Source organism: Hylemonella sp. W303a (genome assembly GCF_046452315.1).
Lineage (GTDB): Bacteria > Pseudomonadota > Gammaproteobacteria > Burkholderiales > Burkholderiaceae_C > Hylemonella.
Map to the genome: position 1 here is coordinate 15,632 of NZ_JBKFDG010000002.1, position 22,471 is coordinate 38,102.

Genomic DNA, 22,471 nt, shown 5'->3' on the forward strand with positions numbered 1-22,471 from the left:
ATGACCCTCGCCATGACATCCACGTCCTCACCGTTCGCCCTGGAGTTGAAGGGCGTCACCAAGCGATTCGGGAAGTCCGAGATCATCCGTGGCATCGACCTGACGGTGCGTCAGGGCGAGCGGGTGGCCGTGATCGGCCCCAACGGCGCGGGCAAGTCCACCTTGTTCAACCTGATCAGTGGGCGCTTTGGTCCGAGTTCCGGCGAAATCCTGCTCAAGGGCGAGCGCATTGACGGCTTGAAGCCTTACGAGATCTACCGCAAGGGCTTGGCGCGCAGCTTTCAGATCACCAACATCTTCCCGAAGCTGAGTGTGAAGGAAAACCTGCGCTGCGCGGTGTTGTGGAGCCTGGGTTACCGCTACACCTTTTGGCGTTTTCTGGCGGGCTTGCACGAGGTCAATGCCCGCGTGGACGAATTACTGCTCATGATCCGACTCGACAAGCGGCGCGACACGCTGGCGATGAACCTCACCTACGCCGAGCAGCGCGCGCTGGAGATTGGCATCACCATCGCCGGAGGCGCCGAGGTGGTGCTGCTCGACGAACCGACCGCTGGCATGAGCCAAAGCGAAACCACGCGTTTCGTCGCCCTGATCCGGGAGGTGACCGAGGGCAAGACCCTGCTGACCGTGGAGCACGACATGGGCGTGGTCTTCGGTTTGGCCGACAAGATCGCCGTCGTGGTCTACGGCGAGCTGCTGGCCTTCGACGCGCCCGAGGCCGTGCGCTCCAACGCGCGCGTGCAGGAGGCCTACCTGGGTTCGGTCGTCGCCGACGCGCAGGCGGAGGGCAGGGCATGAGCACGCCGAACCCCGCATTGCTGCAGGTGCGAGACCTGCACGCCTACTACGGCAAGAGCCATGTGCTGCATGGCGTGAACTTCACCGTGGGTGAGGGCGAGATCGTGGCTCTGCTGGGGCGCAATGGCTCGGGGCGTTCCACCACGGCCAAGGCCATCATGGGTCTGGTGGACTGCACGGGCGATTTGCGCTTGAAGCAGCAGGCCATCCAGGGCCGCAAGGCCTACGAGATCGCGCACCTGGGCCTGGGTTACGTGCCCGAGAACCGCGACATCTTCCCCGACCTCACGGTGCACCAGAACCTGATGCTGGGCGAGAAACGAGGGAGTGGTGCGAAAAGCCGCTGGTCCTACGAGGACATGTACACGCTGTTCCCGCGCCTGCGCGAACGCCAGCACACTCCGGGCGGCGTGCTGTCTGGCGGCGAACAGCAGATGCTGACCTTGTGCCGCACTTTGATGGGCGACCCTGACCTCATCATCATCGACGAGCCCACCGAGGGTCTGGCACCCAAGATCGTGGAGCTGGTGGGGCGGTACCTTCAGACGCTCAAGGCGCGGGGCGTGTCGGTGCTCTTGATCGAGCAGAAGCTCACCATCGCGATGACGATCTCAGACCGCGTGCTCGTGATGGGGCACGGCAGCATCGTCTTTGAGGGCACGCCCGAGGCGCTGCGTGCCAACGCCTCGGTGCGCAAGGAGTGGCTGGAAGTCTGAGTCAGGCAGGCGCTTGGGTGGCGCGGCCGCCGATGCACCAGGCTCCAAGCGGAAGACCGACACCGTCTCCACCAGCTGGTCGGATTGCGACTTGAGCGCCTTGGCCGAGCGCGCCGTCTGCTCGACCAGGCCGGCGTTCTCTTGCGTGGCGCGGTCCATCTCGGTGACGGCCAGGCTCACCTGCTGGATGCCATCGGACTGTTCGGCCGTGGCCAGCGCGATCTGGTCCAAGGTCTGCATCAGTTGCTCGACGGACTTCACGATCTGCCGCATGGTGCGGTCGGCCTCGGTGGCCTGCTCGGCGCCCAAGGCCACGCTGGCCGAGGACTGACCGATCAGGTCCTTGACCTCGGCGGCCGCGCGCGCGCTGCGCTGCGCCAGCGAGCGCACCTCCGTGGCCACCACGGCGAAACCCTTGCCCTGCGTGCCCGCGCGCGCGGCTTCCACCGAGGCGTTCAGCGCCAGCAGATTCGTTTGGAAGGCGATGCCGTCGATGATGCCCACGATGTCCACGATGCGCTGCGCGTGGGAGGAAACCTGCTGCATGGTCTCCGCGATGCGGGCGACCGCATTGCCTCCCAGTGAGGCTTGCGCGGACGCCGTGCGCGCGAGGTCCCGGGTTTGACGGGTCTGCTCGGCGTTCTGTCGCACCGCCGCCGACAACTCCTCCAGGGTGGCGGCCGTTTGCTCCAGCGCGGCAGCCTGCTGTTCGGTGCGCGCCGACAAGGCCACATTGCCGTCGGCGATGCCGCGCGTGCCCTGGTCCACGGACGATGCCCCCTGCCGGATGGCCGCGACCGTGCGTGCCAGGCCGCTCTGCATGCGCTCCAGCGCGGTCAGCAGCGCGCCGATTTCGTCCTCCCGCTGGCTTGCCACGGCGCCGCTCAGGTCGCCCCCCGCGATGCGGTCGAAATGTCGGCCGGTGAGGTCCAGAGGCCCCAGCAAGCGCTGGCGGAAGAACAGCAAACACAGCGCAGCGAGGGCCAGTGAAAGACCGAACAGACCCAGCGCCATGCCGCCCAAGCGCGCGGCGCGGGCCTCGGAACCGAGCCGCAATGCCTCGCGTTGGGCCTCGCCTTCGGCGATCGCGGCGCGCAGGGCCGTGTCGAAGTCCCGGTCGGCCTGCTCGGCCTCGCCCGCGGCGGCCACATAGCGATCCAGCGAGACTTCGTAGAGCGCCTCCTCGCGCAGGCCCAACACACGTGCGTAGCGCTCATAAGCCAACGCCGCGCGCCGCGCCAGCGGGTCGTCGGCCGGCACTGCGGCGCGGTAGGTCTCAAAGGACTTCGCGGCGGCTTGAACCGCGGCCGACGCTTTGCGCACCTCATCGGTGGAGGCGATCTGGTCTCCGCGTTGCAGTTGGATGTAAGCGTTGTTCATGCCGACCAGGGCGGTGAGCAGCAGCCTGCCCGTCTCGTGCAGTGGCCGTATGCGCTGATCCAACACGGCCGTCGCATCGATGTCGCGCGCGGCTTGGCGCGCACCCAACCAGGCCAATCCGGCCGAGGCCCAGAGGGCCAAGGAAAAAATGCCCAACACGAGCCACAGGCCGGTGCGGATCTGCAAGCGGGAGAACATGGCGGCGGTCTTTCTGCTTTCTGTGATCTGCGTCTTGGAAAACGCGGTCCAAGTTGACAGGGAAGGGGACGGGTTGGGGTGGCGCGCGACCTCAGCGTATGCCCAGGGCGCGGTCGACCGACAAGGGACCGCCACCGCGCCCAACGAGGTAGAGCAGCATAGCCGCCCAGGACAGGTGGGTCGGCCAGGCATCGGGGTAGACGAAGACCTGGATCACGGCCGTCATGCCCAGCAGCGCCAACGCCGAAAGGCGCGTGGCCAGACCCAGCAGCAAGAGCAGGGGAAACAAATGCTCGGCGTAAGCGGCCAGGTGCGCGGCCCACTCCGGGGGCAGCAGAGGCAGCCGATACTCCTCGCGGAACAGCGTGTAGGTGCCCTCGCTGACCGTGATCAGCCCCGTCACCTTGGTGCGGCCGGACAGGAAAAAGAGGGCGGCCAGTGCGAGGCGGGCGGCCAACGCGATCGCCGCATGACCAATGCGTCGATCCAATTGCCCCGCGCAGGCGTTCCAGCCCGCGCGCAGGCGCTCGGTTCGCGAGGTCAGGGGGCGCGACTCAGACGATGGGCCGCGGTGAGAGGGGGCGATGGGCGTGGGCATGCGCAAGTCCTTGGGGCTGGGGGGATGTCAGCGGGTCTTTGCCGCGGTGAGCGCGCCCGCGTTGAGGAGATCGGCGAGCAAGCCGGGCAGGTCGAGGCTGGGTTCAACGTTCAGCGCCGCTTCAGCCGCTTCGGCCAGCGTGCGGTCCGAAGCGCAAGCGTCCAGAAAAGCGCACAGGCCTGGCCCCGCGGCTTGCCACCGCACCGCGCCATCCAACCCGCTGCGGGTCAGCAGGACGCCATCGGCGGTCCAGGGCAGGTTGTCCGGTAAGGGCTGTTGCGCGCGGTTGGCGTGCCACAGGGTGTAGATGGGTTGGTCCGAGTGCCAGGCCCAGCGCGTGGCCGGGTGGGGGCGCAACCGTTGCGCGCCCAAGGCCTCTGCAGGCAGGGCCGCCAGGGCGTGGGCGTCCAGCGCGGGCGCATCGGCGGCCAGGTGCGCCTCGGTCCAGAGCCGGTCGAGTCGCGCAACCCCGGGCAGGTAAGGCAGTGCGCGCGCGGGCGCGAAATCGGCGAGGAAGTCTGCGTAGTCCGCGCCGTACTCCATCAGCATCACCGACGTAGGCGGTGTGGCGCGGACGTAAGGCAAGGCTGCGGCGCGGAACCATTCCCTGCCGACGAGCCTCGCGACGCATGGAAAATTCGCTTCCAAGGCGTCGATGCAGGTCTTGATGACCGTGTTGCGATAGACCGCGAAACCGGGCTGATGCACCAGCTTCGACACGGCGGTCGCGGTACCGCTGGCCGAAACCGGGTGGTAGAGCGCGAGCAGGAAGTCGTTCTGGAAGCGGGCCAGCTCATCTCCCAGTTCGTCACCCAGCCCATCGTCGCGGGTCACCACGGGGCTCATGCCACAAGCTCCTTCAGAGTGGGGTGGCTGGCCTTGCTCAGCCCGGACATCCGTGCCGCGGCGTGCCGGGCTTCGCGCAGCAACTCGGCGAAGGGCGGAATGTTGTCGTCGCGCTCGATGAGCGTCGGGCGCGGACCTGTCCGTGCGATCAGTCTGTCGTACAACGCCCATACCGGCTCGGCGACAGGGCTGTCGTGGCTGTCAATCAGCAGAGGGTTTCGAGTGACCTCGGCCCTGCCTGCAACCGAGTTCTCCGCGTGGGCTTCGTCCAGGCGGTGTCCAGCAAGATGGATTTCCATCACGGCATGGGTTGGAAAGTTGTCCAGGTAGGCCTGAGCGTCGTACCCCAGGTTGTGCGCACCAACCAGCACGTTGTTGAGGTCCAGCAGCAGCCCGCAGCCCGTGCGCCGCGTCAGCTCCGCGAGAAAATCCGTTTCGCCCCATTCGTGACCTTCGATGCGCAGGTAGTGCGCCGGGTTTTCCACCGCGATGCGACGGCCCAGCGCGTCCTGCACCAGCGAGATGTTGCTCGCGATGCGTTGCAGAGCGGCTTGCGTGCGCGGAAAGGGCAGCAGGTCTGGGTGGTAGTGTCCGTTCCACGTCGACCAAGCCAAGTGCTCTGACACCAGCGCCGGCTGCACCCGCGCAGCCAGGCGTGCGAGTCGCGCCAGTTGTGCTGGGTCAGGCGGCGTGTCCGCCGCCAGCGACAGCGAGACCCCGTGCAGAGACAGCGGATGGCGCTCGCCCACCGCCTGCAGCCAAGCCAGGCGCGGCCCACCCTCCATCAGGTAGTTCTCGGGGTGAACCTCGAACCACAGGCCGGGGTCATCCGCGTCCCGAGCCTCCTCGTAATGCTGCGGCTTCAGGCCAAGGCCCGCGCCGAGCATGCTGCTGTTCGCCATGGTGTGGGGCCTCGCGTCTCTGCATCAGGACATCGTCGGCGTCAAGGAGCCCATGCCCTTGGGCGTCTTGATCGAGGTGCAGGTGCCTGCGGGCACGTTCTTCCAGGCATTGCCCTGGTAATCCATCTTGGCCGTGCCCGCGCAGGTGGTGCCAGCGCCCGCCTTGCAGTCGTTCTGACCCGCCTTCGAAACGCCGTAGCATTTTTCGACGGCGGTCGTTTTCTTGTCAGGCATTTGCGAGGACTGGGCCAGCGCCACGCCCGCGACCAAGGCGGAGAGGGAGACGGCAACGGTGGCGAGATTGCGTGCGTTCATGGTGTCGGTTTCCTTGAAATGGTTGGAAATGTTCGGTCCGCCGCGCTGCGCGTTGATCGCGTCCGCTGGCGGTCCGAGAGTTAATTCGCCACGAGGCGAACGCGGGTTACAGCAGCGTTGAAAAAAATCTGCGCGGGTGGGGTGCCTCCGCCAAGCCGGGGCAGGGCACCGCGACCGATGGTGGGTGGCGAGTCGGTCAGGGAAATAGAATGCGCCGCTTGGGGAGCGCGCCGGGAAAAATATTTCACGCTCCCTGTAACCCGAACGCTGCACGGAACGAATGACAGGAAAGACCTCTGTCGAGATTGCCGAGGCTCGCCTGAAGGCTCTGCTGCTGCGGGGCCTGGACGGTGATTCGGCGGCCTACCATGCCTTCCTGGATGATCTGAGCGGTCATGTGCGCGCCTTCGTGCGCAAGCGCCTGTTCCGACTCCAGGACGAAGTCGAGGACATCGTGCAAGAAATCCTCATCGCCGTGCACAACGGCCGTCACACCTACCAGACCGGGCAGCCACTGACGGCCTGGGTGCACGCGATCGCCCGTTACAAGCTGGCCGACTTCCTGCGGGGCCGTGCGCGCCGTGAAGACTTGAACGATCCGCTGGACGAGGAGTCCGAGTTGTTCGCCGCCGCCGAGGATGAGTCCGGCGAGGCGCGCCGCGACGTGCTCAAGCTGCTGGAGGAGTTGCCCGACAAGCAGCGCTTGCCCATCCTGCACGTGAAGCTGCAGGGTTTGTCGGTGGTGGAGACCGCGCGACTGACGGGCTTGTCGGAGTCGGCGGTCAAGGTGGGGGTGCACCGCGGGCTGAAAGCCTTGGCGGCGAGGATGCGAAGCGAGTTATGAAAACCAAGGACATGATCACCCTGTTGGCCGCGGACGTGGCGCCGGTGGACCGCCACGTGGTGGCCAAGCGCTTCGCCGCCGCCTTGCTCATCGGCGGCACGGGCGCCGTGCTGCTGATGCTGTGGCGCTTTGGCCTGCGCCCCGACCTGGCGCCCATGCTGAGCGTGCCGCTGTTCTGGATCAAGATGGCCCTTCCCCTGGGCCTGGCCCTGGGCGCCTTGCTCGCGGCGACGCGGCTTGCGCGGCCGGGCGTGCCGGTCAGTGGCCCGGGCTGGACCGTCTTGATCGCGCCGGTGGTGCTGCTCTGGGCGGCGGCGCTGGTCGTGCTGTGGCTGGCGCCCGCGTCCGAGCGTCTGAATCTGATGCTGGGCCTGAGCTGGAAGGAATGTCCTTTCAACATCGCGTGCCTGTCGGTGCCGGGGTTCATCGCCGTGATGTGGGCCATGCGGGGCCTGGCGCCCACGCGGCTGCGCCTGGCCGGGTCGATGGCCGGCCTGCTGGCCGGTTCGGTGGCCACCGTGGCCTATTGCCTGCATTGCCCCGAGATGGAAGTGCCTTTCTGGGCCCTCTGGTACTTGCTGGGCATGCTGCTGCCCGCGCTGGCGGGCGCGCTGCTCGGCCCCCGTTTGCTGCGCTGGTGACAGACCCCCACGGGGTTGTCCGCTGGCAAGGCGGGCGTATGATGCGCGCCATGATGCCTCGCCGCTGCCTCCTGCTGGCCTTGCTCGTTCTGCTGCCCTTGCGCGGCTGGGCAGGCATGGTCATGGCGACGGAGATGGCGGCGGCCTTGCCCATGCCCCCGACAACCCTGGTGCAGGCCCTGCCTGGTGATCTCGCGACGGTTGCCGAGGAATGCCATGGCGGCCACGGTGCGACGCCCGCAGTCAACGATCATCGGGGGCCCATCGACCATGGCCTGCATGAGGTCATCGCGCACGACGTGGCGCAGGACACGTCGCACACGCAGCACGACAGCAGCAGTTGCGCCAGCTGCGTGTATTGCCAGACCTGCCACACGGTGGCCTTGGCGCCGCCGTTGAATGGCCTGGGCCTGTCCTGGGCCAGCGCGTCCTTGCCCTGGGTCGATCTGCCGGCCGACCTCAGCGCCACGCCGCTGCCGGGCGACAAACCCCCCATCGCCTGAGTTTTCATACCCGAAGTCCGTCCGCCGCGTCCCCGTGGCGCGGTGGCTCTCGTGCATTGAACTCAGGAGTTGGTCTTGAACATTCCATCGAATCCTTACGCGTATGCGCCACCGCATGGCCGCCGCCGCTTCGTGCAGGGCCTGGCTGCTGGCGGCGTGCTGCTCGGCTTGTCGCCTTTCACCTCATCTTCGCTGTTGCGAGAGGCCCGCGCTGCCGAGGCGGGCCGACCCGCGCCCGAACTCCGCGGCACGGAATTCCACCTCGAAGTGGCCGAGCTGCCCGTCAACTACACCGGCAACACACGCCTGGGCGTGGCCATCAACGGCTCGATCCCTGCGCCCACGCTGCGCTGGCGCGAGGGCGAGGAGGTGACGATCCGCGTCACCAACCGCCTGCGCGAGGACACCTCCATCCACTGGCACGGCATCATCCTGCCTTACCAGATGGACGGCGTGCCCGGCATCAGCTTCGCAGGGATTCCCCCCGGAGCCACCTTCACCTACCGTTTCAAGGTGGCGCAAAGCGGCACCTATTGGTACCACTCGCACTCCAACATGCAGGAAGCCGTGGGCATGTACGGCGCCATCATCGTGGAGCCGCGCGGCGGTGAACGCGTTCGCGCCGATCGAGACCATGTCGTCCTGCTGTCGGACTGGACCGATGAAGACCTCATGCACGTCATGCGCAAGCTCAAGGTGCAGAGTGCCTACTACAACCACCATCAGCCTACCGTGGTGGATTTTTTCCGTGACGTATCCAACGACGGCCTGAATGCGGCGCTGGACAAGCGACGCATGTGGAACGAGATGCGCATGAGCCCCACGGACCTGGGCGACCTCTCGGCCGACACGCTGACCTACCTGATGAACGGCAACACCCCCGCGGGCAACTGGACGGGGCTGTTCCGTCCAGGCGAGCGGGTGCGCCTGCGCTTCATCAACGGTTCGGCCCACACTTTCTACGACGTGCGCATACCGGGGCTGAAACTCACCATCGTGCAGACCGACGGAGTGGATGTGGAGCCCGTCACGGTGGACGAATTCCGTTGTGGTCCCGGTGAAACCTACGATGCCATCGTGCAGCCGCGTGACGAGGCCTACACCGTGTTCGCGCAGTCCATGGAACGCACGGGGTACGCGCGCGGCACGCTGGCGGTGCGTCCTGGCATGCAAGCGGACGTACCGGCCCTGGACCCGCGCGTTTGGCTGAGCATGTCGGACATGATGGGCGGCATGGACCACGCAGCGATGGGCCACGGCGCACAGGGGCATGGAGAGATGGCTGGTGGAGGAGGTCACGCAGGCATGGGGCATGGCGGCCGAGGCATGGACGGCATGGATCACGCAGGCCACGGCCAGGGAACCATGCAGGCGGCCATGAACCCGCTGGCTCGCCCGAGCACCCTCGCGCGTCACGCTCGCACCGAGTACGGACCCAGCACCGACATGCGCGTGGACACGGCGCGCACCAACCTCGACGACCCCGGTGTCGGTCTGCGCGACAACGGCCGGCGCGTGCTGACCCTGGCCGATCTGCGCACGCTGGGCGGGCCGCTGGACCCGCGCGGCCCTGAACGCGAGATCGAGCTGCACTTGACCGGCCACATGGAGCGCTACACCTGGTCGCTGGACGGACTGGCATTCGGCCAGTCCACGCCCGTGCGCATGAACTACGGCGAGCGCCTGCGCGTCATCCTGCACAACGACACCATGATGACCCATCCCATGCACCTGCACGGCCTCTGGAGCGAGCTGGAGGATGCTGACGGGCGTTTCGTCGCGCGCAAGCACACCGTGCCGGTGCAGCCCGCGCAGCGGGTGAGCTTTCTCGTCACCGCGGATGCGCCGGGTCGCTGGGCCTGGCACTGCCACCTGATGCTGCACATGCACGCTGGCATGTTCCGCGAAGTCGTGGTGGCGTGAAGGAGGAATGGACCATGAACGCATTCAGAAGTCTTTTCCTTCTTACGCCGGCAGCGCTGCTGCTGGCCCTACTGGGCAGTCCGCTGGCGATGGCCCAGACCACCGTCGCGCCGCAGGGCATGGACCATGGCGCCATGCAGATGCAAGGCGGTTCCGCGCCGGCCGACGCGCGCGACCCGCATGCCTACGCGGGCGGAACCACCCTGTCCAGCGGGCCGTATGCGCTTGGCCCCGAACGCAGCCTGTTCATGGGCGACGAGCACAGCCATGGCCTGTTCCTGGCCGACCGGCTGGAGGCCGTGCGCGACGGAGACAGCGGCGCCACCACGGGCGCCTACGAGTTCCTGGCCCGCTGGGGCCATGACCACAACCGCTTGGTGCTCAAGGCCGAGGGCGAGCTGGCGCAAGGCGAGCTCGAAGCGTCCAGCACCGAGGTTTTGTGGAGTCATGCCGTGGCGCCGTACTGGGACGCGCAACTCGGTCTGCGCCACGACACGGCGCAAGGCGGCCAGGCCCGCAACTGGCTGGCCATGGGCATCGACGGGTTGGCGCCGTACTGGTTCGAGGTCGGTCTGACGGCTTACCTGGGCGAAGGCGGGCGCACGGCCCTGGGCCTGAGCGTCGAGCAGGATCTGCTGCTCACCCAGCGCCTGGTGCTGCAGCCACGCCTGGAAGCCGAGGTCCATGGCCGACGCGATGCCGTCAACGGCATCGGCCAGGGGCTGTCCGATGCCACGGTGGGGCTGCGTCTGCGCTATGAGTTCTCGCGCCAGTTCGCGCCTTACCTCGGCGTCGAATGGGCCGGGCACTTCGGCGAGACGGCCGACCTGCGGCGCGCGGCGGACGAGCCCGTGCGCGAGACGCGCGCCCTGGCGGGCCTGCGCTTCTGGTTCTGAATTCAATTCATCACACACATACATACTCGAAAGGCAAATCCCATGAACACGATCACCCTGAAAATCGCCCTGGCCACGGCGCTGGCCGCGCCCACCCTCTTGCTCGCGGCGGGCACCCATGAAGGTGGACATGGCCAGCCGGGTGCGCACGGCGGCCACGACATGGCCGGCATGCACCATGGTGGCATGCCGGCCCATGCCTCGGCAGCTGGTCGCCCGGGCGATCCGGCCCAGGTCACCCGCACGATTCCGATCCAGATGGGCGACACCATGCGCTTCACACCGGCGGACATCACCGTCAAGGCGGGAGAGACCATCCGTTTCTTCGTCGTCAACCAGGGCCAGCTCGTGCACGAGATGGTGATCGGCTCCCGCGCGGAGCTGGACGAACACGCCGAGATGATGAAGAAAATGCCCGGCATGCAGCATGACGAGCCCAACCAGATCAACCTGAAGGCGGGTCAGCGCGGCGGCATCGTCTGGACCTTCGACAAGGCTGGGACCTTTGCCTTCGCTTGCCTCGTGCCTGGCCACAAGGAGGCCGGCATGGTGGGCACGATCACCGTCCAGCCTTGATCCACGAAGGAGAAGACCATGCAACGACGCACCTGCCTGCTTGCGGGCATTTCGACACTGGGCACGCTGTCGTTCGGCCTGGCGGCTGCCCAGCCGGTCCAGGGCCGGCCGGCGATCGAGGTCTGGAAGACTTCCAGCTGTGGCTGCTGCAAGGACTGGCTGCGTCACCTGGAAGCCGAAGGCTTCGCGGTGACGGCCCATGATGTCCGGGAGGCGGTGAAGAACGACTACCGTCGCCGCATGGGCCTGGCCGATGAGTTCGCCTCCTGCCACACGGGTCTGGTGCAGGGCTACCTCATCGAGGGCCATGTGCCGGCCCGCGACATCCGCCGCCTGCTCCAGACCCGGCCCGTGGCCCTGGGCCTGGCCGTCCCGGGCATGACCGTGGGGTCGCCCGGCATGGACGGCCCGGAGTATGGTGGACGCAGGGATCCCTACGATGTGCTGCTGGTCCAGCGCGGCGGCGCGTCGACCGTGTTCCAGGCCTACCGGTGACATCCATGACCGCATCCAATCACGAACACCATCACGCACACCCTGGCCATGCCGGTCACGGGGGACCAGCGCGCCCTGCGCACCCTCCCGCGCAGGCGCCGCTGGTTCGGCCCGCCGTCGCTTCGGGCTCGGAACCGGCGGCTCGGCCCGGGGACTACACCTGTCCCATGCACCCGCAGGTGCGCCAGCCGGGGCCGGGCACCTGTCCGATCTGCGGCATGGCGCTCGAGCCGGTGCTGGCGGGCGCGCAAGACGCCGAGAGTCCGGAACTGCGCGACATGACACGGCGCTTCTGGATTGGACTGGCCCTGACGCTGCCGGTGTTCGTGCTCGAGATGGGCGGCCACCTGTTCAACATCCACCACCTGATAGGCCAGCAGGCCTCGAACTGGGTGCAGCTCGCCTTGGCCACGCCGGTGGTGCTCTGGGCTGGGGGGCCATTTTTCGTGCGGGCGGCGGCCTCGCTCAGGAACCGCAGCCTCAACATGTTCACCTTGATCGCCTTGGGCACGGGCGCGGCCTGGCTGCACAGCATCGTGGCCACGCTGGCGCCAGGCCTCTTTCCCGCAGCCATGCGGGGCACGCCCGGCACGGCTGGCGAAGCGGGCGCCGTCGCCGTCTATTTCGAGGCGGCGGCCGTCATCACGGTGCTGGTGCTGCTGGGTCAGGTGCTGGAACTACGGGCGCGCGAGAAGACGTCTGGTGCCATCAAGGCCTTGTTGAACCTGGCCCCCAAGATGGCCGTCAAGGTCAAGGACGACGGCAGCGATGAAACCGTGTCCGTGGACAGCATCCAGGTCGGCGATCGGCTGCGCGTGCGTCCGGGCGAGAAGGTGCCGGTGGACGGCGAGCTTGTCGAGGGCAAGGGCAATGTCGACGAGTCCATGGTGACGGGCGAACCGCTGCCCGTGGCCAAGACCGTGGGCGCCAAGGTGACGGCGGGCACGCTCAACCAGACCGGCAGCTTCGTGTTGCAGGCCGAGAAGGTGGGGGCGGACACCTTGCTCTCGCAGATCGTCCATCAGGTCGCGGCGGCCCAGCGCAGTCGTGCGCCCATCCAGCGCATGGCGGACCAGGTCTCGGGCTGGTTCGTGCCCGTGGTGCTCGGCATCGCCGCGCTGACCTTCGCGGCCTGGCTGGCCTGGGGGCCGGCGCCCGCGTTCGGCCACGCGCTCGTCAACGCCGTGGCGGTGCTCATCATTGCCTGTCCCTGCGCGCTGGGTCTGGCCACGCCCATGTCCATCATGGTCGGCGTGGGGCGCGGCGCGCAGCAGGGCGTGCTGGTCCGTGACGCCGAGGCGCTGGAGCGCATGGAGCAGGTCGATACGCTGGTGGTGGACAAGACCGGCACGCTGACGGCGGGGCGGCCCGAGATCGTGCACATCGAAGCCGCGCCAGGTTTCACGACGCAGGAGGTCCTGCAGAAACTCGCCAGCGTGGAGCGCGCGAGCGAGCATCCGCTGGCCCTGGCCATCGTGGCGGGCGCGCAGGCGCGTCAATGGCCCTTGCTGCCCGTGACAGATTTTGACTCGCCCCTGGGCAAGGGTGTGGTGGGCACGGTGGAGGGCCAGCGCATCGTCTCGGGCAGCGCCAGGTTCCTGGCCGAGCAAGGGCTGGACGTGGCCGGCCTGGCGGCGTTGGCGCAGGCGCAGCGCGAGCGGGCGGCCACCGTCATCTACGTGGGCGTGGCGGGCCGGCTGGCCGGTTTCGTCGCGGTGGCCGATCCGGTCAAGCCCACGACGCCACAGGCCTTGCGGGCGCTCCAGGCCGCGGGCCTGCGGGTCGTGATGCTCACGGGTGACAACAGGACGACGGCCGAGGCGGTGGGGCGCCAGCTCGGCATCGCGGAGGTGATCGCCGACGTGTTTCCGGAGGACAAGGCCGCCGTGGTGCGAGACCTGAAATCACGGGGCCGGGTGGTGGCCATGGCCGGTGATGGCGTCAACGACGCGCCGGCCCTGGCCGCCGCCGACATCGGCCTTGCCATGGCCACTGGCTCCGACGTGGCGATGGAAAGTGCGGGCGTCACCCTGCTGCACGGGGATCTGATGGGCATCGTGCGGGCGAGGGCGCTGTCGCGCGCGACCATGCGCAACATCCGGCAGAACCTGGTGCTGAGTTTCGCCTACAACGTGGCTGGCATCCCGCTGGCGGCGGGTGTGCTGTACCCGGCCTTCGGCCTGCTGCTTTCGCCCGTGGTCGCCGCCGCGGCCATGGCGCTGTCCTCGGTGAGCGTGATCGCAAACGCCCTGCGCCTGCGTACGACCACGATCTCATGACCGGGGTACGCGGCGAGGACCTAGGGTATTCCTTGAGTCCCTGCGTTTTGTCCCTGCAGTGACAAACCGGCCACCCGTGCGCGCCCTACAATCGGTCACTATCGAACGGTCGTTCTATTTTCGATTCGACAGAGGAAGGCAAGCATGAGTGCTGACTATGAAGTGCGCGGTGACGTGGCCGTCATCACCCTCAACAACCCGCCGGTCAATGGCCTGGGCCATGCGACCCGCAAGGGCGTGACCGACGGCCTGGAGAAGGCGAATGCCGACCCCAAGGTCAAGGCCATTGTGATCACCGGCGCCGGCCGCGCGTTCTCGGGTGGTGCTGACATCCGCGAATTCGGCACGCCCAAGGCCTGGCAAGAGCCCAATCTGCTCAGCGTGATCGCCGCCGCCGAAAACTCGGCCAAGCCCGTCGTGGCTGCCTTGCACACCATTGCCATGGGCGGCGGCTTGGAGCTGCCTCTGGGTTGCCATTACCGCATCGTCGCGCCGGGCACCAAGGTGGCCTTGCCCGAGGTCAAGCTGGGCCTGATCCCCGGTGCTGGTGGCACGCAACGCTTGCCACGCGCGCTCGGCGTCGAGCCTGCCTTGAACATGATGGTCAGCGGCGAGCCGGTGCCCGCCGAAATGCTGGCCCAAGTACCGGGGCAGAAGCTGTTTGACAAGGTGGCGCAATCGGCCGAAACGCTGCTGGACGAAGCCCTGGCACTGGCGCGTGAAAAGGCCGATGTCCGTCCTTTGCCCAAGGTGCGTGATTTGCCTGCGAAGCACCCCCTGGGCGATGCCTACTTCCAGTTCGCGCGCAACACCGTGGGTGCGATGGCCAAGAACTTCCCCGCGCCGCTGAAGTGCGTGGACGCGGTGGAAGCCGCCACCAAGAAGAAGTTCGACGACGGCATCGCCTACGAGCGCGAGCACTTCATCAACCTGATGTGGACACCCGAATGCCGGGCCCTGCGCCACGTGTTCGCTGCCGAGCGCGCCGCCAGCAAGATCGCCGACGTGCCGGAAGACACGCCCAAGCGCGCCATCCAGTCCGTGGCCGTGATCGGTGCGGGCACCATGGGCGGCGGCATCACCATGAACTTCCTGAACGCCGGTATCCCGGTCAAGGTCCTGGAGACCAAGCAGGAAGCGCTGGACCGTGGCATCGCCACCATCCGCAAGAACTACGAAGCCCAGGTCGGCAAAGGCAAGCTCAAGCAAGACAAGTACGAGCAACGCATGGCCCTGCTGAGCACCACGCTGAGCTACGACGACATCAAGAACGCCGATCTGGTCATCGAGGCCGTGTTCGAGGAAATGGGCGTCAAGGAAGCCGTGTTCAAGAAGTTGGACGAGGTGATGAAGCCGGGGGCCATCCTCGCCTCCAACACCTCGACGCTGGACCTCAACAAGATCGCGTCCTTCACGAAGCGTCCGCAGGACGTGGTCGGTCTGCACTTCTTCAGCCCGGCCAATGTGATGAAGCTGCTGGAAGTGGTGCGCGGCGCCAAGACCGGCAAGGACGTGTTGGCCACCGTGATGGCCCTGGCCAAGACCATCAAGAAGACGGCTGTGGTCTCGGGCGTGACGGACGGCTTCATCGGCAACCGCATGATCGAGCAGTACAGCCGCCAGGCCGGCTTCCTGCTGGAGGAGGGCGCGACGCCCGAGCAGGTCGACAAGGCCATTGAGAAGTTTGGCTTCGCCATGGGGCCCTTCCGCATGGGCGACCTGGCGGGCAATGACATCGGCTGGGCCATCCGCAAGCGCCGTTACGTCGAAAAGCCGGGCATGAAGTACAGCAAGACGGCCGACAAGCTGTGCGAGCTGGGCCGATTCGGCCAGAAGACGGGCGCGGGCTGGTACGACTACAAACCGGGCAAGCGCGACGCCATCCCCAGCGAGTTGGTCAACACCATGATCGAGAACCACCGCAAGGAACTCGGCATCACGCCGCGCAAGATCTCCGAGCAGGAAATCGTCGAGCGCCTGGTCTATTCCCTGGTCAACGAGGCCGCGCGCATCCTCGAGGAGGGCATCGCGTCCAAGGCCAGCGACATCGACATGGTGTACCTCACGGGCTACGGCTTCCCGCTGTGGCGCGGCGGCCCCATGCAGTACGCCGACACCGTGGGCCTGTTCAACGTGGCCGAGAGCATGAAGCGTTACGCGAAGAACCCGCTGGACGATGCCCAGTTCTGGCAGCCCGCGCCCTTGCTGCAGAAGCTGGTGGCCGATGGCAAGACCTTCAACAACGTCTGAGGCCAGCGTGGCCCCATGAGCAAGTACACCCTGAGGAAGATGTTATGAGCAAGGCTGTCATCGTTTCCACCGCCCGCACCCCGCTCGCCAAGAGCTGGCGCGGTTCTTTCAACATGACCCATGGCGCCACCCTGGGCGGGCACGCAGTCCAGCACGCCATCGCGCGCGCGGGCATCGACGGTGCCGATGTCGAGGACGTGCTGATGGGCTGCGCCACGCCCGAGGGCGCGACCGGTTCCAACATCGCGCGCCAGATCGCGCTGGCCGCGGGCCTGCCGGTTTCGGTGTCGGGCGTCACGGTCAACCGTTTCTGCTCCAGCGGCCTGCAGACCATCGCCATGGCCGCGCAGCGCATCATCGCGGGTGAGGGCGATGTGTACGTGGCGGGCGGCGTGGAAAGCATCTCCTGCGTGCAGAACGAGGCCAACATCCACATGCTGCATGACCCGGCGCTCAAGGCCAAGAAGCCCGAGATCTACTGGAACATGCTGCAGACGGCCGAACAGGTCGCCAAGCGCTACCACATTGGCCGTGACGCGATGGACGAATACGGCGCGGCCAGCCAGCAGAAGGCCGAGGCCGCGCTCGCGGCCGGCAAGTTCAGCGACGAAATCGTGCCCATCGCGGTCACCGCCGGCGTTGCCGACAAGACCCTGGGCATGATCAGCAAGCAAGTCACCGTGAGCCAGGACGAAGGCATCCGCCCCGGCACCACCAAGGACGGCATCAGCGGCATCAAGCCCGCCATTCCCGGCGGTGTGATCGCGGCGGGCAACGCCAGCCAGTTTTCAGACGGTGCGGGCGCCTGCGTGCTGGTCCATGAAGACTACGCCAGCCGCAAGGGCCTCAAGCCCCTGGGCCGTTTCCTGGGCTTCGCGGTCGCGGGCTGCGAACCGGACGAAATGGGCATCGGCCCCGTCTTCGCCGTGCCCAAGGTGCTGAAGCGCCTAGGACTCAAGGTGAGTGACATCGACCTCTGGGAGTTGAACGAAGCCTTTGCCGTGCAGGTGATCTACTGCCGCGACAAGCTGGGCATCCCGGCCGACCGCCTCAACGTCAACGGCGGCGCCATCGCCGTGGGGCATCCCTACGGTGTCAGCGGCCAGCGACTGACCGGCCATGCGCTGATCGAAGGCAAACGCCGCGGCGCGAAGAAGGTGCTGGTGACCATGTGCATCGGCGGTGGCATGGGGGCGGCTGGGGTGTTTGAGGTGCTCTGATTTTGGGGCGGTATAGGCCGGCGGGAATCTTGCATGCCTGCGTTCTTGGCATCACCGGGAGGCGGTGTGCGCGTTCTCCGGCTCACCTCGCGGTCGAGCACCGTTGCACACCATGGTCACCCCATGAACACCCTGCGCCAAGGCGCCTGGCGCGCCTGCTGCGTGGCGACCGCGAATGGAGCCTGCGCCCGCGCACACCGCCTCCCGGTTCAACGGATTTTTTGCCGTGCACACGGTAAGAGGCAAGCCAACCACGCAGGTGGAGCCTGATGAAGCGGGGTGACTGCGCAGCGACATGAAGGGGGAATTCAAGGGCCGGAAGGCCCTTGAAGGAGGACAGTCGCGGAGCGGTCAGCCCGCTTCATCAGGCGATGGAAGCCAGGGCGGGCTTGAGAAAAGTTGCAAAACATACTCACGCATCACAACGAGCGAGACATGAGCTACCGGCAAACACTCGAATTCCTCTTGCATGACTGGCTGCACGCCGACACGCTGACGCAACGCACGCGTTACGCCGAACACAGCCGCGAAACCTTCGACGCCGTGCTCGACACCTGCGAACGCATCGCCCGCGAGAAGTACGCCCCCTTCAACCGCCTGATCGACACCGAAGAACCCCGCACCGTCACCGAAGCCGACGGCAGCCTGCGTGTCGTGCTACCGCAGGCCACGCACGAGGCGCAGCGCGCTTACGCCGAGTCCGGCATGCTCAGCGCCGCGCAGGACTACGACATCGGCGGCATGCAACTGCCTTACCTGGTCGAGGCCGCCGCCAACAGCTTCTTCGGCTTGGCGTCCATCAGCATGGGCTCGGGCCTGCTCACGGTGGGCAACGCCAACCTGCTGATGGTGCACGGCACCGAAAAACAGAAACAGGTGTTCGCGCTCAAGGAGTTTTCTGGCCAATGGTCGGGCACCATGTGCCTGAGCGAACCGCAGGCCGGCTCCTCACTGTCGGACATCGTGACCAAGGCCATCCCCGATGGGGACGACCACGCCAGCGACCCGCTGGGTCCGCGCTACCGCCTGCGCGGCAACAAGATGTGGATCTCGGCCGGCGAGCATGAGCTGACCGAGAACATCGTCCACCTCGTGCTCGCCAAGATCCCGGGGCCGGACGGCAAGACCCTGCCAGGCGTGAAGGGCATCTCGCTCTTCATCGTGCCCAAAAAGCTCGTGAATGCCGACGGCGAATTGACGGGCCAGCGCAACGACGTGGCCCTGGCCGGGTTGAACCACAAATGCGGCTGGCGCGGCACGACCAACACCTTGCTCAACTTCGGCGAGGGCCAGTTCCCCGTGCCTGGCGCGTCAGGCGGATATGACGGCAAGGGTGCGGGCGCCGTGGGCTACCTCGTCGGTCAGCCGGGCGAGGGCCTGCGCTGCATGTTCCACATGATGAACGAGGCGCGCATTGGCATCGGCATGGCCGCGACCATGCTGGGCATGGCGGGTTATCAGGCCGCGCTCGACTACGCGAAGAACCGACCGCAAGGGCGGCCGATCACCGGCGCGGGAAAAGATGCCAGCCAGCCGCAAGTCCGCATCATCGAACACGCCGACGTCAAACGCATGCTGCTGGCGCAGAAGGCTTACTGCGAAGGCTCCCTGGCCCTGCAGCTGTATTGCGCCCGCTTGGTCGACGAACAGCGCACCGGTACGCCCGAAGTTGCGGACGAAGCGCGTCTGCTGCTGGAGGTGCTGACGCCCATCGCCAAGAGCTGGCCCAGCGAGTGGTGCCTGGAGGCAAACTCGCTGGCCATCCAGGTGCACGGTGGATATGGCTACACGCGTGACTTCCCGGTCGAACAGTATTGGCGTGACCAGCGCCTGAACATGATCCACGAAGGCACGCATGGCGTGCAGGCCCTGGACCTGCTGGGTCGCAAGGTGCGCATGGAGGGAGGGCGAGGTCTGTCTCTGCTGGCTGGGCGCATGAACGCGACCATCGAGCGCGCGATCCAGCAACCCGAACTGGCCGAGCACGCCAACGCGCTCGCGCAGGCCCTGCAGCAAGTCGGCGCGGCCACCAAGGCCGCCTGGGCCACCGAGAACCCGACCGAGGCCCTGGCCAACGCCGTGCCCTACCTGCAGGCCTTCGGCCATGTGGTGCTGGCCTGGATGTGGTTGGATCTGGCCTGTACCGCGCGCGCGGACACGGTGGCCGCCGATCGCCGCACGGGCGTGCTGCACGCGACCCGGTACTTTTTCCATTACGAATTGACGAAAATCAAGCCCTGGTTGCAGGTGGTCGCGGCGCGTGACCTGACTTGCGCCACCATGCCGGAGGCCGCTTTCTGAGGGAAGCGGCCACGCGCGAACGCGCGTTACGCTTTGATCCGCGCATGCGGTTTAACCTCTACTCAGGAGCAATGTGATGAGCAACGAACGCCAAAAGACACGGGTCGAAAAAGGCGCCTGGATCTGCCTGTACGGCGGCCTGCTGGCCGTGGTGCTGGGGGTCGTCTTTCAACGCCAGGGGCCGGAAGTGGCGGATCTGGCAGGCATATTTCTGGTGGTCGGCGGCTTGGTCGCCGCCACGGGCGCGGGCCTGATTTGGCTGCGCTCGGTGATGAAGTAGGCCCGGCCTCGCGGCCGGCATGACAACAACGAGGAGACAAGCATGACCCGCACCGTACAACAACTGTTCGACCTTCAAGGCCAATCGGCCCTCATCACCGGCGGCTCGCGCGGCCTGGGCCTGCAAATCGCACATGCCTTGGGAGAAGCCGGCGCCAAGGTCCTGCTCAGCGCCCGCAAGGCGGATGAGCTGGAAGGGGCCGTGCAGGAATTGCAGTCCGCCGGCATTGACGCCCGCTGGATCGCGGCCGATTGCGCGCAGGAAGCCGATGTCCAGCGCCTCGCGCAGGAAGCGCTGCATCGCCTGGGTCATGTGGACATCCTGGTCAACAACGCGGGCGCGAGTTGGGGCGCTCCGGCGGAAGATCACCCGACCGCTGCCTGGGACAAGGTGATGAACCTCAATGTCCGCGGCTATTTCCTGCTGAGCCAAGCCATCGCCAAGCACGGCATGATCCCGCGCAAGCAGGGACGCATCATCAATGTGGCGTCGATCGCGGGTCTGGGCGGCAATCCGGTGGAGATGAAGACCATCGCCTACAACACGTCCAAGGGCGCGGTGATCAACTTCACGCGCGCGCTGGCGGCGGAGTGGGGCGTGCATGGGATCACGGTGAACGCGATCTGCCCGGGCTTCTTCAAGACCAAGATGGCGACCGCGCTGATCGAGAAGCTGGGCGAGGACAAGATGGCGGCGCACGCGCCGTTGCGGCGTCTGGGTGACGATGAGGATTTGAAGGGCGTGGCGCTGTTGTACGCCTCGGCGGCGGGCAAGCACATCACGGGGCAGTGGTTGGCGGTGGATGGCGGCGTGAGTGCGGTGGTGTGATCGTTGCATGTGCGGCGAGTTGGCGGGGAATGATTTCGGGTGCGTGGGGCTTGGGGACCACTCCTCATATGATTTGCTGCGCAAATCGAAATCGTCGGGTTCCCCAAGCCCCACGCACCCGAAATCATTGAACCATTCCACAACACCATGAGCATTCCCTTCGGCGCCGAAATTCCCTTTGTCAACCACCTGGGCTTCGAACTCGTGAAGTTCGAGGACGGTCAGTCCGAACTCTTCTTCACGCCCCGGCCCGAGCACCTGAATTCCTTCGCCGTGACGCATGGCGGTGCGTTGATGACCCTGCTGGACGTGACCATGGCCAGCGCGGCGCGCAGCGTGGACAAGGCCATGGGCGTGGTCACCATCGAGATGAAGACCAGTTTCATGCGGCCGTCCAAGCCCGAACTGGGACCTCTGACCGCCAAGGGCCGTTTGATGCACCGAAGCACCACCATGGCCTTCACCGAGGGCACGGTGTACGACGGTGAGGGCCAGCCCTGCGCCCACGCCACAGGGACGTTCAAGTACGTCAAACGCCTGCCGCCGAGTTTGAAGAAACTCGACGATCAGATTTCAACCGACTGAGTCCACATCGAGCCCGCTTGGGTTTGCCAGCGGGCACAACACCAGAGGAGACCCACATGCCCCGCAATCAACAGATCCTGCTTGCCAGCCGCCCCGAGGGCGAGGCCTCAACGGCCAATTTCAAGCTCGTCAGTGTCGATACACCGCCGCTGCGCGATGGCCAAGTGCTGGTGCGCCACCACTACCTGAGTCTCGATCCGTACATGCGTGGGCGCATGAGCGATGCCAAGAGTTACGCTGCACCGCAAGCGCTGGGTGAGGTGATGATCGGCGGCACGGTGGGCGAGGTGGTCGAAAGCCGTCACCCGAAGTACGCCCCCGGCGACAAGGTCGTGGGCATGGGTGGCTGGCAGGACTATGCCGTGGTGGACGCCGCGCAGCCGGGGGTGTTGAGCAAGGTGCAGGCCGGTGACGGGCCCGGCCAGGTGCCCCTGTCGCATTATCTGGGCGCGGCCGGCATGCCGGGCGTCACGGCCTGGTATGGCCTCGTCAAGATCATCGAACCCAAGCCAGGTCAGACCGTGACCGTCAGCGCCGCCAGTGGCGCCGTGGGCAGTGCCTACGGCGCGTTGGCGAAAGCGAGGGGTTGCCGTGTGGTGGGCATCGCGGGCGGCAAGGAGAAATGCGATTACGTGGTCAAGGACCTGGGCTTCGACGCTTGCATCGACTACAAGCAGCACGCCGACGCGGGTTCGCTGTCCAAGGCGCTCAAGGCGGCCTGCCCGGATGGCATCCACGGCCACTTCGAGAATGTGGGGGGCATGGTGCTGGATGCCGTGCTCTCGCGTATGAACGCGCATGGGCGCATCGCCCTGTGCGGCGTGATCGCTGGCTACAACGGCGCACCGATCCCGCTGACGTATCCGCAATTGCTGCTGACCCAGCGCATCCGCCTCGAAGGCTTCATCGTCAGCGAGCACATGGAGGTTTGGCCTGAGGCGCTCAAGGAGCTGGTGGCCCTGGTCGCCAGTGGCAAGCTGCGCCCGCGCGAGACTGTGGCACAGGGCTTGGCTGCGGCGCCCGAGGCCTTCCTGGGCATGCTCAAAGGCCGCAATTTCGGCAAGCAGCTCGTGAAACTCATATAGTCGCGCAGC

Annotated in this window: 22 protein-coding genes; 17 read left to right on the plus strand and 5 right to left on the minus strand. The window is 66.7% G+C overall.

Annotation, left to right across the window (positions count from 1 at the left end; genetic code table 11):
• The first annotated feature begins 12 nt into the window (after positions 1 to 12).
• Together ACLBKS_RS03740 and ACLBKS_RS03745 are read left to right on the plus strand one after the other, a co-directional pair.
• Positions 13 to 801, plus strand: coding sequence for an ABC transporter ATP-binding protein (locus tag ACLBKS_RS03740; RefSeq protein WP_410191462.1), 789 nt, complete (start codon positions 13 to 15; stop codon positions 799 to 801).
• Entirely contained in the window at positions 798 to 1,517 is a 720-nt protein-coding gene (locus ACLBKS_RS03745; RefSeq protein WP_410191463.1) for an ABC transporter ATP-binding protein, read from the plus strand. The genes ACLBKS_RS03740 and ACLBKS_RS03745 overlap by 4 nt, the downstream gene beginning before the upstream one ends.
• On the opposite strand, the gene ACLBKS_RS03750 is transcribed toward ACLBKS_RS03745, so the two are convergent.
• The 5 genes from ACLBKS_RS03750 to ACLBKS_RS03770 all read right to left on the minus strand — a co-directional run bounded on the left by ACLBKS_RS03750 (position 1,413) and on the right by ACLBKS_RS03770 (position 5,756).
• Entirely contained in the window at positions 1,413 to 3,095 is a 1,683-nt protein-coding gene (locus ACLBKS_RS03750) for a methyl-accepting chemotaxis protein (protein WP_410191464.1), read from the minus strand. The two genes, ACLBKS_RS03745 and ACLBKS_RS03750, sit on opposite strands and share 105 nt — an antisense overlap.
• A 91-nt stretch (positions 3,096 to 3,186) precedes the next feature.
• Positions 3,187 to 3,693, minus strand: a complete 507-nt coding sequence (locus ACLBKS_RS03755) for a DoxX family protein (RefSeq protein WP_410191465.1) — start codon at positions 3,691 to 3,693, stop codon at positions 3,187 to 3,189.
• Between the two features lie 27 nt (positions 3,694 to 3,720).
• Positions 3,721 to 4,539: a putative DNA-binding domain-containing protein gene (locus tag ACLBKS_RS03760; protein WP_410191466.1), complete on the minus strand. Its 819-nt coding sequence runs from the start codon at positions 4,537 to 4,539 to the stop codon at positions 3,721 to 3,723.
• The gene (locus ACLBKS_RS03765; protein ID WP_410191467.1) at positions 4,536 to 5,441 is read right to left on the minus strand and encodes a DUF692 domain-containing protein; all 906 of its coding nucleotides are present in this window, start codon (positions 5,439 to 5,441) and stop codon (positions 4,536 to 4,538) included. Before ACLBKS_RS03765 ends, ACLBKS_RS03760 begins: the two co-directional genes overlap by 4 nt.
• 24 nt (positions 5,442 to 5,465) lie before the next feature.
• Positions 5,466 to 5,756, minus strand: a complete 291-nt coding sequence (locus ACLBKS_RS03770; protein ID WP_410191468.1) for a DUF2282 domain-containing protein — start codon at positions 5,754 to 5,756, stop codon at positions 5,466 to 5,468.
• 280 nt (positions 5,757 to 6,036) lie between these two features.
• On the opposite strand from ACLBKS_RS03770, the gene ACLBKS_RS03775 reads away from it, so the two are divergent.
• The 15 genes from ACLBKS_RS03775 (at position 6,037) to ACLBKS_RS03845 (ending at position 22,462) form a co-directional block, all read left to right on the plus strand.
• Positions 6,037 to 6,600 carry a sigma-70 family RNA polymerase sigma factor gene (locus ACLBKS_RS03775; RefSeq protein WP_410191469.1) on the plus strand — a complete coding sequence of 188 codons (564 nt, stop codon included), beginning with the start codon at positions 6,037 to 6,039 and terminating at the stop codon, positions 6,598 to 6,600.
• Positions 6,597 to 7,241, plus strand: a complete 645-nt coding sequence (locus ACLBKS_RS03780; RefSeq protein WP_410191470.1) for a DUF1109 domain-containing protein — start codon at positions 6,597 to 6,599, stop codon at positions 7,239 to 7,241. Before ACLBKS_RS03775 ends, ACLBKS_RS03780 begins: the two co-directional genes overlap by 4 nt.
• Before the next feature lie 50 nt (positions 7,242 to 7,291).
• Positions 7,292 to 7,744 (plus strand): hypothetical protein, encoded by a 453-nt coding sequence (locus tag ACLBKS_RS03785; protein WP_410191471.1) that lies wholly within the window; start codon positions 7,292 to 7,294, stop codon positions 7,742 to 7,744.
• A gap of 75 nt (positions 7,745 to 7,819) precedes the next feature.
• Complete coding sequence (locus ACLBKS_RS03790) at positions 7,820 to 9,667, plus strand: copper resistance system multicopper oxidase (RefSeq protein ID WP_410191472.1); 1,848 nt, start codon at positions 7,820 to 7,822, stop codon at positions 9,665 to 9,667.
• 14 nt (positions 9,668 to 9,681) lie between these two features.
• A complete protein-coding gene (locus ACLBKS_RS03795) occupies positions 9,682 to 10,563 on the plus strand; it encodes a copper resistance protein B (RefSeq protein WP_410191473.1) in 882 nt (293 codons plus the stop codon).
• A 42-nt stretch (positions 10,564 to 10,605) separates the two neighbouring features.
• Complete coding sequence (locus ACLBKS_RS03800; RefSeq protein ID WP_410191474.1) at positions 10,606 to 11,139, plus strand: plastocyanin/azurin family copper-binding protein; 534 nt, start codon at positions 10,606 to 10,608, stop codon at positions 11,137 to 11,139.
• An 18-nt stretch (positions 11,140 to 11,157) separates the two neighbouring features.
• Positions 11,158 to 11,634 (plus strand): DUF411 domain-containing protein, encoded by a 477-nt coding sequence (locus ACLBKS_RS03805; protein ID WP_410191475.1) that lies wholly within the window; start codon positions 11,158 to 11,160, stop codon positions 11,632 to 11,634.
• A 5-nt stretch (positions 11,635 to 11,639) separates the two neighbouring features.
• The gene (locus ACLBKS_RS03810; RefSeq protein WP_410191476.1) at positions 11,640 to 13,913 is read left to right on the plus strand and encodes a copper-transporting P-type ATPase; all 2,274 of its coding nucleotides are present in this window, start codon (positions 11,640 to 11,642) and stop codon (positions 13,911 to 13,913) included.
• A gap of 144 nt (positions 13,914 to 14,057) precedes the next feature.
• The gene (locus ACLBKS_RS03815) at positions 14,058 to 16,163 is read left to right on the plus strand and encodes a 3-hydroxyacyl-CoA dehydrogenase NAD-binding domain-containing protein (RefSeq protein ID WP_410191477.1); all 2,106 of its coding nucleotides are present in this window, start codon (positions 14,058 to 14,060) and stop codon (positions 16,161 to 16,163) included.
• Between the two features lie 44 nt (positions 16,164 to 16,207).
• Entirely contained in the window at positions 16,208 to 17,383 is a 1,176-nt protein-coding gene (locus ACLBKS_RS03820) for an acetyl-CoA C-acyltransferase (protein ID WP_410191478.1), read from the plus strand.
• 435 nt (positions 17,384 to 17,818) lie between these two features.
• Positions 17,819 to 19,684, plus strand: a complete 1,866-nt coding sequence (locus ACLBKS_RS03825) for an acyl-CoA dehydrogenase (RefSeq protein WP_410191479.1) — start codon at positions 17,819 to 17,821, stop codon at positions 19,682 to 19,684.
• A gap of 76 nt (positions 19,685 to 19,760) precedes the next feature.
• On the plus strand, positions 19,761 to 19,964 hold the full coding sequence (locus ACLBKS_RS03830) for a hypothetical protein (protein WP_410191480.1): 204 nt from the start codon (positions 19,761 to 19,763) through the stop codon (positions 19,962 to 19,964).
• A gap of 42 nt (positions 19,965 to 20,006) precedes the next feature.
• Positions 20,007 to 20,792 carry an SDR family oxidoreductase gene (locus tag ACLBKS_RS03835; RefSeq protein WP_410191481.1) on the plus strand — a complete coding sequence of 262 codons (786 nt, stop codon included), beginning with the start codon at positions 20,007 to 20,009 and terminating at the stop codon, positions 20,790 to 20,792.
• A gap of 147 nt (positions 20,793 to 20,939) precedes the next feature.
• Positions 20,940 to 21,377, plus strand: a complete 438-nt coding sequence (locus ACLBKS_RS03840) for a PaaI family thioesterase (RefSeq protein WP_410191482.1) — start codon at positions 20,940 to 20,942, stop codon at positions 21,375 to 21,377.
• 56 nt (positions 21,378 to 21,433) lie between these two features.
• Positions 21,434 to 22,462 carry an NADP-dependent oxidoreductase gene (locus ACLBKS_RS03845; protein ID WP_410191483.1) on the plus strand — a complete coding sequence of 343 codons (1,029 nt, stop codon included), beginning with the start codon at positions 21,434 to 21,436 and terminating at the stop codon, positions 22,460 to 22,462.
• Positions 22,463 to 22,471: the final 9 nt, after the last annotated feature.